This is a genomic window from Pseudomonas sp. UBA7530, assembly GCF_002479365.1.
Taxonomy (GTDB): domain Bacteria; phylum Pseudomonadota; class Gammaproteobacteria; order Pseudomonadales; family Pseudomonadaceae; genus Aquipseudomonas.
The window spans coordinates 733,993-747,203 of the sequence record NZ_DLMS01000011.1 but is presented as its reverse complement, the minus strand read 5'-3'; the positions used below and the strand labels follow the sequence as shown (position 1 = coordinate 747,203).

Genomic DNA, 13,211 nt, shown 5'->3' with positions numbered 1-13,211 from the left:
ATAAAGGATCAAACGGCCTGGGCCGGAGTTACCCATGCGCAATATTCTGGTCATCGAAGACAGCCCGCTGGTCCTGAAGATCCTCGAGCATCTGTTCCGCCAGGAAACCGATCTGGAGCCAATTTTCTGCGCCTCGCTGGCTGAGGCCGAGGTGATGCTGGAGACCTCCGCTTCGCTGTTCTTCGCTGCCATCGTCGACCTGCACCTGCCGGACGCACCGGACGGCGAAAGCGTCGATCTGGTGATGCGCTATCAACTGCCGTGCATCGTGCTCAGTGGCAGCTACAACGAGCAGCGGCGCGATGATCTGCTGATGAAAGGCGTGGTCGACTACGTGCTCAAGGAAAGCCAGCACTCCTACGAGTACGCCTTTCGCCTGCTGCACCGGCTCGATCAGAACAGCCACATCAAGATTCTCATCGCTGACGACTCCGCGGCGCAGCGTCATTACATCCGCCATATTCTCGAACCGCATCACTATCAGCTCATCGAAGCCAGCGATGGCAAGGAAACCCTGCGCCAGCTGAACGAACACCCCGACCTCGACCTGCTGGTGCTCGACCATGCTATGCCCGGCGTCAGCGGCTTCGAGCTGGTCAAGCTGCTAAGACAAAAGCTGCGCCTCAATGACCTGATCATCATCGGCGTTTCCGCCGACCCCAAAGGCTCGCTCAGCGCCCAGTTCATCAAGCACGGTGCCGACGATTTCCTGCGCAAGCCGTTCTGCCCGGAAGAGTTGAACTGCCGGGTGATGTCCACCCTGGAGCGTCGTGACCTGTTGCGCGCGCTGAAGAAGGCGGCGCAGTTCGACGCCCTGACCGGCCTGAACAACCGCCGCGCCTTCTACGAACAGGGCCTGCAGATGCTGCAGCAGGCGCAACGGGAAAGTCGCGAAGTCAGCGTGGCGATGCTCGACCTCGATCACTTCAAGCAGATCAACGATGGCTTCGGCCATGCCAGCGGCGACAGCGCCCTGGTGGTGTTCGCCAGGGCAATGAGCAATGCCTTCCCCGACATGCTGCTCGGCCGCCTGGGCGGCGAGGAATTCGCCCTGCTCACCCTGCATGGCGCAGAGCACGTCGCGCAGGCATTGGAGAGATTGCGTCGCCAGTGCGCCGGGCTGCACTACACGGTAGGCGCCCCGCCGCTGTCGTTCAGCGCCGGGCTCTATCAGGGCGAACCGGAAGACCTGGAAAGCCTGCTGCATGAAGCCGATATCCGCCTGTATCGGGCCAAGCAGCAGGGCCGCGCGCGTACGGTCGTGGCCTGATCAGGGACTGTGCCGCTGCAGCGTGGTGGCGTAGCTGCCATCGTCCTTCATGGCCTGGATCGCCTGGTCGAAGCGGCTGGCGATCTCGCCGTAGTCGCTACGGCTGCGGCTGATCAGGACATAAAGCCCGTTTTCACTCAGCGGCAGCGGCAGGAATTCCAGCTCGTCGCGCATCGAACTCAGCTCTCGACCCAGGTGGTAGCGCGCCACCAGTTCGTCCTCCAGCGCCAGGGGCACCCGCCCGGCATGCAGCATACGCGCAGCGATCTCGAAGCTGCCGACACCGACCTTGCGCAAATGCGGGTCGTTGTCGAACTCCCTGAAATAGGCATACCCCCTGACCACCGCAATGCTGTGCGGGTAAAGATCGGCCAGGCGTTCGAAATGGATGTTGCCGCCCTTGCGCTGCAGCAAGCGGATGCGATTGAACAGATAAGGTTTGGAGTAGTACCCGTATTCGGCGCGCTCGGGACTGTACCAGGCGTTGATCAGCACATCGTAGTCGCCCCGCTTGAGTCCCCGCACCGCACGCTCCCAGGGCACTTCCACGTAGCTGGTACGGTAGCCGGCGCGCTTGAACGCCTGCTCAACCAGGTCGCTGGCCAGGCCTTTGCCCGGTAGCCGCTGATCGGTGAAGGGCGGCCATGGGTCGGCCACCAGACGTAACGACTCGGCTGAAGCCAGCGCCGAGGACAGCAGCAGGAGAAAAAGCCAGACGCGTACAGCGGGCATTGGCGACGACCCATTGGAATTATTCGGTGTAGTGATAGCAGGCTCAGCCTTACCCGTCACTGTTTCCAGTTTGAGACAACCAACCAGGCGTTGATGGTTCACGTAAAGAGTGCAGGCAGACCGGCGGACGAGGGTCGCTTCGGGTAAACTTCGCCGGTTTTCGCGCAGCCCGTCCCTGCCTGCGATCCACCCGAGGGCCTCTCGTGTTGCAAACCGACGTACTGATCATCGGCGCAGGCGCCGCCGGCCTCATGTGTGCTGCCACGGCCGCCGCCCGTGGCCGCCGGGTGCTGGTGCTCGACCACGCCAACAAGGCCGGCAAGAAAATCCTCATGTCCGGTGGCGGTCGCTGCAATTTCACCAATATGTACTGCGAGCCGGGCAACTTCCTCTCCGGCAACCCGCACTTCTGCAAGTCCGCCCTGGCGCGCTTCACCCAATGGGACTTTATCGGGTTGGTGGCCAAGCATGGCGTGCCCTACCACGAGAAGAAGCTCGGCCAACTGTTCTGCGATAACAAGTCCAGCGACATCCTCGAGTTGCTGCTGGCCGAATGCGCCGAGGCTGGCGCGCAGATACGCCTGGACACGGCGGTACAGCGCATCGAGAAGCGCGACGGCGGTTTTCTGCTGCACAGCGACCTTGGCCAGATAACCTGCCAGTCTCTGGTCATCGCCACCGGCGGGCTGTCGATTCCCACACTCGGCGCTACCGGCTTCGGTTATCAGGTGGCCAGCCAGTTCGGTCACGAACTGCTGCCGACCCGTGCAGGCCTGGTGCCCTTCACCATCACCGACCCACAGCTGAAGGCGCTGTGCACGGAGCTGTCCGGCACCTCGGTGGAAGACTGCCGGGTGAGCTGCAACGGCCAGAGCTTCGTCGAGAACATACTGTTCACCCACCGTGGCCTGTCCGGACCGGCGATCCTGCAGATTTCATCCTACTGGCAGCCGGGCGACACCGTGCATATCGACCTGCTGCCGCATATCGACCTGCCCGAGTGGCTGGCCACCCAGCAGCGTGAGCGCGGCAACAGCGAGCTGAAAACCCTGCTGGCCGAGCTGTTCACCAAGAAGATGGCGACGCTGCTGGTGGACAGCTGGTTCACCAACAAACCACTGAAGCAGTACACGCCGAGCGAACTCAAGGCGATTGCCGAGCGCCTGTCCGATTGGCAGCTGGTGCCGGCCGGCACCGAGGGCTATCGCACCGCCGAGGTGACCCTGGGCGGGGTGAACACCGACGAGGTGTCGTCGAAAACCCTGGAGTCGCTCAAGGTGCCGGGGCTGTATTTCATTGGCGAAGTGCTGGACGTCACCGGCCACCTCGGCGGCTTCAATTTCCAGTGGGCCTGGGCTTCGGGGTACGCCGCCGCGCAATACGTCTGAGGCGCGAAATATTGCGCTCCATCCGCTGGCGCGACGGGAACTGCCAGCGCGGCGCAGACTCTGCTATGAACAGCAGACGCGAAGTTGGGTACCACAGGGACAGTCCCACGCATGAACCTCGAACAAGGTCAGATTTTCATCATCCTCCTGGCCAGCATGGGCCTGTTCATCTGGGGCCGCTGGCGCCATGACGTGGTGGCGCTCGGCGCCCTGCTGGCCTGCGTGATCGTCGGTCTGGTGCCCGAACGCGAAGCCTTCACCGGCTTCGGCCACCCGGCGGTGATCACCGTGGCCTGCGTGCTGGTGCTCAGCCACGGCCTGCAACGCACCGGCGCGGTCAGCCGGCTGGCGCAACGCTTGCTGCCCAGCGGCGCCGGCGTGCTGCTGTCCATCGCCGCGCTGACCGGCCTTGGCGCGCTGCTCTCGGCATTCATGAACAACGTCGGCGCCCTCGCCCTGCTGATGCCCATCGCCTTGCAGATTGCCGCCCGCCTGGAGTTGCCACCGGGGCGCGTACTGATGCCGCTGGCCTTCGGCACCATTCTCGGCGGCATGACCACCCTGATTGGCACACCGCCGAACCTGATCGTTTCCAGCTTCCGCGCCCAGCATGGCGGTGGCCCCTTCGCCATGTTCGACTTCAGCCCGGTCGGCGTGGCCGTGGCCCTGGCCGGCGTACTGTTCATCGCCCTGCTCGGCTGGCGACTGGTGCCGAAACGCGAGGTGGGCAACGCCGCCAGCTTCGACACCGGCCACTACCTGACCGAGGCGCGGGTCAAGGAAGGCGGCAAGGCGCAGGGCAAGACCCTGCGCGAGATCGAGCAACTGCTCGACGAAGCCGACGCCCAGGTGGTGGCCATGGTGCGCAACAAGCTGCGCCTGACCGCGCCAAACCCGCGGCGCGTGCTGCAGGCCGACGACGTGCTGGTGATCGAGGCCGACCCAAAGGAGCTGGGCGAGGTGCTCGGCCAGCTCGACCTGCTGCTGGAGGCCGAGCGCGAGGCCGAGGAAGCCGAACAGAAGGAAGACAAGGATGGCGAAACGGAGAAGAAGGTCAGCAACAGCGAGGAGCGCGCCATGCTCGAGCTGCTGGTCAAACCCGACTCCTCGCTGATCGGCCGCTCCGCCAGCAGCACGCGCCTGCGCAGCCGCTACTCGATCAACCTGCTGGCCATCTCCCGGCAGAGCCATCGCTCCATCAAGCGCCTGCGTTCGACCCAGTTCCAGGGCGGCGACGTGTTGCTGATGCAGGGCAGCGCCGAGGATATCGGCGAGTTCGCCAACGATTATGACTGCGTGCCGCTGGCCGCGCGGGCGATCAACATTCCCGACCCTAGCCAGGCCAATCTCGCGCTCGGCATCATGCTGCTGGCCATCGCTGCGGCCGCCTTCGGCCTGCTCTCGGCAGCGATCGCCTTCGCCAGCGGCGTGCTGGCTTACATGCTGCTGCGTCTGGTGCCGCTGCGCGCCGTCTACGAGTCCATCGACTGGCCGGTGATCGTACTGCTCGGCGCCCTGATCCCGGTGGCCGGAGCGATGTCATCGACCGGTGCTGCTGACCTGCTGGCAAGGGTGCTGATGGAACACCTGGCGCAGGGCAACGCCATCATCACCCTGACCCTGCTGCTGATCGTCACAATGACCCTGTCGGACTTCATGAACAACGCGGCGACCGCCGCGGTGATGTGCCCCATCGCCCTGAGCGCCGCCAGCCAGCTGGGCGTCAGCCCGGACGCGTTGCTGATGGCAGTGGCCATCGGCGCCTCCTGCTCGTTCCTCACACCCATCGGCCACCAGAACAACACGCTGATCCTCAGCCCCGGCGGCTTTCGCTTCGGCGACTACTGGCGCCTGGGCCTGCCGCTGGAAATACTCGTGGTACTGATCAGCGTGCCCCTGCTGCTTTGGGTGTGGCCGCTGTAAAGGTGGGGAAAAGAGGCCACAACCATTCACTGCCTAGAGTTGCTCGAGCAAGCCGTCCGGCGCCTGGAAACGCAGCCCGTGGGCCTCGGCAACGCTGGCACAGGTGATGACGCCACGCGCGACGTTGAGGCCGGCCAGCAGATGCGGATCCTCTTCCAGCGCTCGGCGCGTGCCCTTCTGCGCCAGCGCGACGACGAATGGCAGCGTGGCGTTGTTCAGCGCCAGGGTCGAGGTACGGGCCACCGCACCGGGCATGTTGGCCACGCAGTAATGCACCACGTCGTCGACCACGTAGGTAGGTTCGGCATGAGTGGTAGCACGCGAGGTTTCGGCGCAGCCGCCCTGGTCGATGGCGACATCCACCAGCACCGCGCCGGTCTTCATCTGCCGCACCATGTCGGCAGTGATGAGCTTGGGCGCAGCCGCCCCGGGAATCAGCACACCGCCGACGACCAGATCGGCCGCCAGCACCTGCTCGCGTACCGCCGCACGCGTGGAGTACAGCGTGGTGATGCGGTTTCCGTACTGCGCATCGAGCCGGCGCAAGGCATCGACGCTCTTGTCCAGCACGGTGACATCGGCGCCCAGGCCAACGGCCATGGCCAGGGCATGGCTGCCGACCACCCCGCCGCCGAGAATCACCACCTTGCCCGGCGCCACCCCAGGCACGCCGCCGAGCAGCACGCCGCGGCCGCCGCGGGCCTTTTCCAGGCAGCCGGCACCGGCCTGAATCGACATACGCCCGGCCACCTCCGACATCGGCGCCAGCAACGGCAGGCGGCCCTGCGCATCGGTCACCGTCTCGTAGGCGATGCAGGTGGCACCGCCAGCTATCAGCTCCTCGGTCTGCGACCGGTCCGGCGCCAGGTGCAGGTAGGTGAACAGCGTGTGCTGCTCGCGCAGCTTGGCCCGCTCCACCGCCAGCGGCTCCTTGACCTTGACTATCAGCTGCGCCTGCTGGAACACCTCGCCAGCACTCTGGGCGATCTGCGCCCCGGCCTCGCGATAGTCCTCGTCGGCAAAACCGATGGCGGCGCCGGCCTGGGTCTCGATCCATACCTCGTGCCCCAGCGCGGTCAGTTCGGCCACGGACTGCGGCGTGAGGCCGACACGGTACTCGTGATTCTTGATTTCCTTGGGTACGCCGATTCGCATGACTCTCTCCCAGCGTTCAGGATCAACACCCTGAAGTCTAGGAAAGGGCCACGCGCCTTACCGGGAAATCCGTGAGAAAAGCTGTCCGTCCGTCACTGCCCGAACAATAGCCGCCGCGCTTCGGCGCTGAGCAGCGCCTGCGGGTCGGCATTGACCTTCTCCACCAGCGCGTAGGCGCGCTGCACGGCCGGCCGCGCCTCGATGCGTTCGAGCCAGGCGGCCATGTTGGGAAAATCCTCCAGCTTCTGCTGCTGCATCTGCCAGCCCCGGGCCCAGGGATAGATGGCCATGTCGGCGATGGAATAGTCGCCCGCCACGTACTCGCGCCCGGCCAACTGGCGATCCAGCACGCCGTAGAGACGCGCGGTTTCCTTCACGTAGCGGTCGATGGCATAGGGGATTGGCTCCGGCGCGTAGCGCAGGAAGTGATGGTTCTGCCCGGCCATCGGGCCGAGGCCGCCCATCTGCCAATACAGCCACTGCAGCACGCTGAAGCGTGCTCGCGTCTCTCGCGGCAGAAACTGCCCGCTCTTGTCGGCCAGATACTCGAGTATCGCCCCGGATTCGAACAGGGCGATGGCCTCGCCGCCATCGGCCGGCGCATGATCGACGATAGCGGGAATCCGGTTGTTCGGTGCGATCTTGAGAAACGCAGGGGAGAACTGCTCGCCCTTGCCGATATGCACCGGGACGATGCGGTACTCCAGCCCGGCCTCTTCGAGGAAGATGCTGACCTTGTGGCCGTTCGGCGTGGTCCAGTAATAGAGGTCGATCATCTGCCCGCCTCCATCCGAATCTCGGCCCGTTTGACCGGGCCGTGGGTGGATTCGTAAGCCTGCACGATACGCGCGAACCAGGCGCCCAAGGCCGAATCGTCGGCCCAGGGCTGCGCACCCAGACACCAGGCCCAGAGCAGCATGCCGGCCAGCAGGTAGTCGCAGCCGCCAGGTGCCTGGCCTTCGAGGAAGGGTTGTTCGCGCAGCCACATCTCCAGCGGCGCCACGCCCTCGCGGAACAGGCGCTCGCCACCTTCCGGATCGGCGAAGGCTTCCAGGCTCATACCCAGCACCTTCTCACGGCTGCTGCGGAAGTACTCGCGGTCGGCCGGGTCGATCACCTGCAAGACGCGCGGGATCAGTATTTTCAACAGCGGCACACGCACCATGTGAAAGCTCAGGCGCTCGACCAGGCGGGCGCGCTCGGCCGCCAGCCCGTCACCGAGCAGCGGGCATTGCGGGTAGCGCTGGTCCAGGTAGGCGAAGATCGCCAGGCTGTCGTGCAGCGTTTCGCCGTCGTCGGTGAGCACCGGCACCAGCTTCTGCCCGGAAAAGGCGATCAGTTCCTTGTCGGTGAAACGTATCGGCCGGCTCTGCCAGTCCAACCCCTTGTGCGCCAGTGCCAGACGCACGCGCCAGCAGTAGGGCGAGAACAGCAGCTCGCGATCAGCGCCGCACAGTTCGAACAACTCCCGCATATCACCTCCTTTAAAGACCATTCGGTCCAAAATAAAGCGAAGAAAAACCAACGCAGGATTGCTCACTGGCAATCCAGGCTGGCCATCACCACGGCCACGGTGGCGCGAATCGAGTCCGCCGGCACCGCGGATTTCACTTGAGTGCGCAGCCCGCTCATCACGCACTGCAGGTAGCCGGCTCGGGCGACGAGGTCCTGACCGTTGCGCAGTTCTCCGCAGGCCACGGCGCGCGACAGCGCCTCTTCGAACACCCGGCAGACACCCGCCGTGGCCTGCTGCAGCACCGGTACCAGCGCCGGTTCCGAAAGAGAAAACTCGTTGGCCACATTGACCAGCATGCAGCCCCGCGGCACGCCGTCTGGACCGTCATCTTCGAGCACGCTGAGCAGGCGCTCGCGGATGAAGGCAAGCGGCGAGGCGCTGGCCTGTAACTGCTCCAGCAGCAAAGCGCGGCGCTGCGCTACGTAGCGGCTGAACGCAGCGACGAACCAGGCCTGCTTGCTCGGGTAGGTCTGATACAGGCTGCTCTTGGACAGCCCGGTGGCCGCCTGCAGGTCCTGCAGCGATGCGGCCTCATAGCCACGCTGCCAGAACAGCTGCATGGCGTTCTCCAGGGCCCGGTCCGGGCAGAAGCTCTTGGGGCGTCCACGTGTCGTCGTCATGCGCGCAATTTAGAACCGAACGGTTCAAAACTCAAGCTTTGGGCTCCTTCAAGTCGACAATACCGCGCAGCAGCTCCACCGGCAGCGGGAAGACGATGGTCGAGTTCTTGTCGCTGGCGATGTTGCTCAGCGTCTGCATGTAGCGCAGTTGCATGGCGCCACTCTGCCGGCCGAGTATCTCGGCGGCCTGCATCAGTTTCTCCGAGGCCTGCAGCTCGCCTTCGGCGTGAATCACCTTGGCTCGCCGCTCGCGTTCGGCTTCGGCCTGGCGGGCGATGGCGCGCACCATCGATTCGTTGATGTCGACGTGCTTGATCTCGACATTGGCGACCTTGATGCCCCAGGCGTCGGTCTGCGCATCCAGCACCTGCTGGATATCGGAGTTGAGCTGTTCGCGCTCGGCGAGCATCTGGTCCAGGTCGTGCTTGCCGAGCACCGCGCGCAGCGTGGTCTGCGCCAGCTGGCTGGTGGCGACCATGTAATCCTCGACCTGGATGATCGCGTTCTGGGGGTCGAGCACGCGGAAGTAGATCACCGCGTTGACCTTGACCGAGACGTTGTCGCGGGAGATCACATCCTGCGGCGGTACGTCGAGAACGATGGTGCGCAGGTCGACCCGCACCATCTGTTGCAGGCCGGGGATGATCAGGATCAGCCCCGGGCCCTTGACCCGCCAGAAACGGCCGAGCTGGAACACCACGCCGCGCTCGTATTCGCGCAGGATGCGAAAGGAAGAGACGAGCAACCCCAGAACGATGATCGCCAGTGCAATGAAGCTCAATTCGAAACCCATCAGTGACCTCCTTGAGGCGGTGGCTCATCCACCGCGCTGACCTGCAGATGCACGCCGTCGCGCGCAGTGACTCGTACCCGTTGCCCGGGGCGCAACGGCGCGGTGCCTTGCACCTGCCAGCGTTCGCCCTGCAGCGCTACCCAACCGGCGTGCGGATCGTCGTCGCGCACCGCAGCGACCGCCACCAGGCTGCCCACCACACCGCTGGCACCGGCCACCTGCTGACGGCGTCTAGCCCTGAGCGCCATGCCGACGATGGCCAGGACCAGCGCAGCGCTGATCAGCGCCAGGGTGACGATCAGCGCCAGCGGAATACCGAAGCCCGGCACATCGGTATCGATCAGGATCAGCCCGCCGAATACGAACGCCACCACCCCGCCGATGCCGAGCACGCCGAAGCTGGGCAGGAAGGCCTCGGCGGTGATGAAGGCAATGCCGAGCAGAATCAGCGCCACGCCGGCGTAGTTCACCGGCAGCAATTGCAGGGCGTAGAGCGCGAGCACCAGACTGATGCCGCCGAGCACGCCGCCAACGCCACTGCCGGGGTTGGCGAATTCGAAGAACAGCCCGTAGATGCCGATCATCATCAGGATCAGCGCCACGCTGGGGTTGGTGATCACCGCCAGCAGGCGAGTGCGCCAGTCCGGTGCGTGGCTGATCAGCGGCGCGCCGGCCGTGGCCAGGGTCTGCTCGACGCCTGCCGCCTGCAGGGTCTTGCCATCTAGCTGGCGCAGCAGATCGCTGGTATCGCCGGACAGATAGTCGATCACCTTGCGTTCCAGCGCCTCCTCGGCAGACAGGCTGACGGCTTCGCGCACCGCCTGCTCGGCCCATTCGGCGTTGCGTCCGCGCATATTGGCCAGCCCGCGAATGTAGGCCGCGGCGTCGTTGACCTGCTTGGCGGTCATGGCGTCGTCCGAGCCTCTTTGGTCTTGTGTCGGTTTGTTCGACTCGCTCTTGCCGTCTCCCTCGGGCGAGCCCGGCATGCCGATGGCCACTGGCGTGGCGGCGCCGAGATTGGTCCCCGGCGCCATGGCGGCCACATGGCTGGCGTAGAGGATGTAGGTACCGGCGCTGGCCGCCCGCGCGCCACCGGGTGCGACATGCGTTGCGACCGGAACGGGGCTGGCGAGAATCGCCTTGATGATGGCGCGCATGGAGCTGTCCAGGCCGCCGGGGGTGTCGATTTCGATCACCACCAACTGCGCGCCTTCGTCCACCGCCCTGGCCAAGCCGCGCACCAGATAATCGGCACTGGCCGGGCCGATCACGCCATCCACCTGCAAGCGCACCACTGCGCCCGGCGCCGCACTCACCCCCGCCGATCCGCAGAGGATCAGAGCGCACAGACACAGACGCAACCAGCCAGGTGACACGTTCGACTCCCAGGCCCGCGGTGGTACCGAAGATGTGGCAGCGGGACCTGACTGAGCATAGTCCAGGCCCTTCTGCGACTCCCTCGACCGGGCGAGCGGATGTGCTACAGGGCATGTACGAGCGGGTGAAGCGAGGCGCCAGGCATGGCTATTGGGTGCAGACGGATACCCAGCGGTCATGCAGTTCCGGTAGGCTGCTCGCGTCTACTTCCACCAGGTCACCTATGCCCCGCTCTCGCCTTCGCCACTCGCTGCGCCGTCTCTGGGCGCTGGACAAGTTCAGTGCCAGCCTGCGGGTATTCATCGCCCTGGCCGGCGCCCTCGCGTTGTGCTGGTGGCAGGGCTGGACGCACGGGCTGATCCCGCTCTTTCTCGGCATTATCGCCAGTGCGCTGACCGAGACCGACGACAGCTGGCAGGGCCGCCTCGGCGCGGTGCTGGTCACGTTGGGCTGCTTCAGTGCAGCGGCCTACGCTGTGGAGTTTCTCTTTCCCTACCCCTGGTTGTTCGTCATCGCCCTGGCACTGTCGGCGTTCTGCCTGACGCTGCTTGGCGCCCTGGGCGAGCGTTTCGCCACGCTCGGCTCCGGCACGCTGATCCTCGCCGTGTACAGCATGATCGGCGTCGAGCAACGCGGCGGTGTCGCCGGTCTATGGCTGGAGCCGTTGCTGCTGGTCGCTGGCGCGGCCTGGTACGGCCTGCTGTCGGTGATCTGGCATGGCCTGTTCGCCCATCAGCCGGTGCAGCAGAGCCTGGCCAGGCTGTTTCGCGAGCTGGGCAAGTACCTCAAGCTCAAGGCGGCATTGTTCGAACCGGTGCGCCAGCTGGACGTCGAGCAGCGCCGCCTGGAACTGGCGCAGCAGAACGGGCGCGTGGTATCGGCGCTCAACGCGGCCAAGGAGATCATCCTGCACCGGGTCGGCAATGGCCGTCCCGGGCCCAAGGTCAATCGCTACCTGAAGCTGTACTTTCTCGCCCAGGACATTCACGAACGCGCCAGCTCCTCGCACTACCCTTACAACGAGCTGGCCGAGGCCTTCTTCCACAGCGACGTGCTGTTTCGCTGCCAGCGCCTGCTGCGCCTACACGGCGAAGCCTGCGAACGCCTGGGCAGCGCCATCGAACTGCGCCAGCCCTTCGAATACCGCGAGCTGTGCAGCCAGGCGCTGGAAGATCTGCATGCCTCGCTCGACCATCTGCATCTGCAGAGCAACCCGGCCTGGCGCCGCCTGCTACGCTCGCTCGGCGCACTGGCCGGCAACCTCGCCAGCCTCGACCTGCTGCTGGGCAATGCCAGCAACCCCGATGCCCTGGCCGACGAACAGGACAGCAGCCTGCTCGATCGCGAACCGCATTCACTGCGTGAAGTGGCCGAGCGCATCGGCCAGCAGCTGACACCCACCTCGCTGCTGTTTCGCCACGCGCTGCGCCTGTCCATCGCCCTGGCCGCCGGTTACGGCCTGCTGCACCTGATTCATCCGACCCAGGGCTACTGGATTCTGCTGACCACCCTGTTCGTCTGCCAGCCGAACTACGGCGCCACGCGCCTGAAGCTGGTGCAGCGCATCGTCGGCACCCTGCTCGGCCTGGGGATAGGCTGGGCGCTGTTCGACCTGTTCCCCGATCCGCGTATCCAGGCGCTGTTCGCCGTGGTCGCCGGGGTCGCCTTCTTCGCCACACGCGCCACCCGCTACACCCTGGCCACGACGGCGATCACCCTGCTGGTGCTGTTCTGCTTCAACCAGGTCGGCGATGGCTATGGCCTGTTCCTGCCGCGCCTGGTCGACACCCTGCTCGGCGGCATGATCGCCGGGCTGGCAGTGTTCCTGATCCTGCCGGACTGGCAAGGCCGGCGCCTGGGCCGCATGCTCGCCGGCACGCTGAGCTGCAACAGTGCCTACCTGAGGCAGATCATCGCCCAGTACGCACGCGGCAAGCGTGACGACCTCGGCTACCGCCTGGCCCGACGCAACGCGCACAACGCCGACGCGGCGCTGTCCACCACCCTCGGCAACATGCTGATGGAGCCGGGCCACTTCCGTAAGGACGCCGACCTCGGCTTTCGCTTCCTGGTGCTGTCGCACACCCTGCTCAGCTACCTCTCCGCACTCGGCGCACATCGCGGCGAGCAGTTGCCGCAGGCGGCCCAGGCACAGCTGCTGGAACAGGCCGAAGCGCTGGCGAGCAGTCTCGATGAAATCGCCACTGGCCTGCGCGGGGAGCAACCGCTGGCCATTCACAGCGACGAGGAACAGGCCCTGGCGCAAAGCCTGGAGCAGATCGCCGATGACGTCGACGAACGCCAGCGTCTGGTGCAAACGCAGTTGGCGCTGATCTGCCGCCAGCTCGCGCCGCTGCGCACCCTGGCGGCGCACCTGCAGAAGGATCGCCACTAGCAGGCTCATGGGGCTTTCTGCCACTATCTGACGACGCCTATT

11 protein-coding genes are annotated in these 13,211 nt (G+C 65.4%); 4 read left to right on the top strand and 7 right to left on the bottom strand.

Annotation, left to right across the window (positions count from 1 at the left end):
* The first annotated feature begins 34 nt into the window (after positions 1–34).
* Positions 35–1,270: a diguanylate cyclase domain-containing protein gene (locus B2U07_RS17355; RefSeq protein ID WP_275545541.1), complete on the top strand. Its 1,236-nt coding sequence runs from the start codon at positions 35–37 to the stop codon at positions 1,268–1,270.
* Here B2U07_RS17355 and B2U07_RS17350 read toward each other — a convergent pair whose 3' ends face one another.
* Positions 1,271–2,002: a substrate-binding periplasmic protein gene (locus tag B2U07_RS17350; RefSeq protein WP_275545542.1), complete on the bottom strand. Its 732-nt coding sequence runs from the start codon at positions 2,000–2,002 to the stop codon at positions 1,271–1,273.
* 203 nt (positions 2,003–2,205) lie between these two features.
* Between B2U07_RS17350 and B2U07_RS17345 the strand changes: the two genes are divergently transcribed.
* Positions 2,206–3,390 (top strand): NAD(P)/FAD-dependent oxidoreductase, encoded by a 1,185-nt coding sequence (locus tag B2U07_RS17345; RefSeq protein ID WP_275545543.1) that lies wholly within the window; start codon positions 2,206–2,208, stop codon positions 3,388–3,390.
* 111 nt (positions 3,391–3,501) lie between these two features.
* Positions 3,502–5,313, top strand: a complete 1,812-nt coding sequence (locus B2U07_RS17340) for an SLC13 family permease (protein WP_275545544.1) — start codon at positions 3,502–3,504, stop codon at positions 5,311–5,313.
* A 33-nt stretch (positions 5,314–5,346) separates the two neighbouring features.
* Here the strand turns inward: B2U07_RS17340 and ald are convergent, their stop codons facing one another.
* From ald to B2U07_RS17310, 6 genes are all read right to left on the bottom strand, one after another.
* Positions 5,347–6,468: an alanine dehydrogenase gene (gene ald / locus B2U07_RS17335; RefSeq protein WP_275545545.1), complete on the bottom strand. Its 1,122-nt coding sequence runs from the start codon at positions 6,466–6,468 to the stop codon at positions 5,347–5,349.
* A gap of 92 nt (positions 6,469–6,560) precedes the next feature.
* On the bottom strand, positions 6,561–7,244 hold the full coding sequence (locus tag B2U07_RS17330) for a glutathione S-transferase N-terminal domain-containing protein (protein WP_275545546.1): 684 nt from the start codon (positions 7,242–7,244) through the stop codon (positions 6,561–6,563).
* Positions 7,241–7,942 carry a glutathione S-transferase family protein gene (locus B2U07_RS17325; RefSeq protein ID WP_275545547.1) on the bottom strand — a complete coding sequence of 234 codons (702 nt, stop codon included), beginning with the start codon at positions 7,940–7,942 and terminating at the stop codon, positions 7,241–7,243. The genes B2U07_RS17330 and B2U07_RS17325 overlap by 4 nt, the downstream gene beginning before the upstream one ends.
* Before the next feature lie 62 nt (positions 7,943–8,004).
* Positions 8,005–8,544, bottom strand: a complete 540-nt coding sequence (locus B2U07_RS17320; RefSeq protein WP_275545548.1) for a TetR/AcrR family transcriptional regulator — start codon at positions 8,542–8,544, stop codon at positions 8,005–8,007.
* A 91-nt stretch (positions 8,545–8,635) separates the two neighbouring features.
* Complete coding sequence (locus tag B2U07_RS17315; RefSeq protein ID WP_197858025.1) at positions 8,636–9,397, bottom strand: slipin family protein; 762 nt, start codon at positions 9,395–9,397, stop codon at positions 8,636–8,638.
* Positions 9,397–10,773, bottom strand: coding sequence for an NfeD family protein (locus B2U07_RS17310; RefSeq protein ID WP_419096352.1), 1,377 nt, complete (start codon positions 10,771–10,773; stop codon positions 9,397–9,399). The genes B2U07_RS17315 and B2U07_RS17310 overlap by 1 nt, the downstream gene beginning before the upstream one ends.
* 224 nt (positions 10,774–10,997) lie before the next feature.
* Between B2U07_RS17310 and yccS the strand changes: the two genes are divergently transcribed.
* Entirely contained in the window at positions 10,998–13,169 is a 2,172-nt protein-coding gene (gene yccS, locus B2U07_RS17305; RefSeq protein ID WP_275545549.1) for a YccS family putative transporter, read from the top strand.
* The last annotated feature ends 42 nt before the right edge of the window (positions 13,170–13,211 follow it).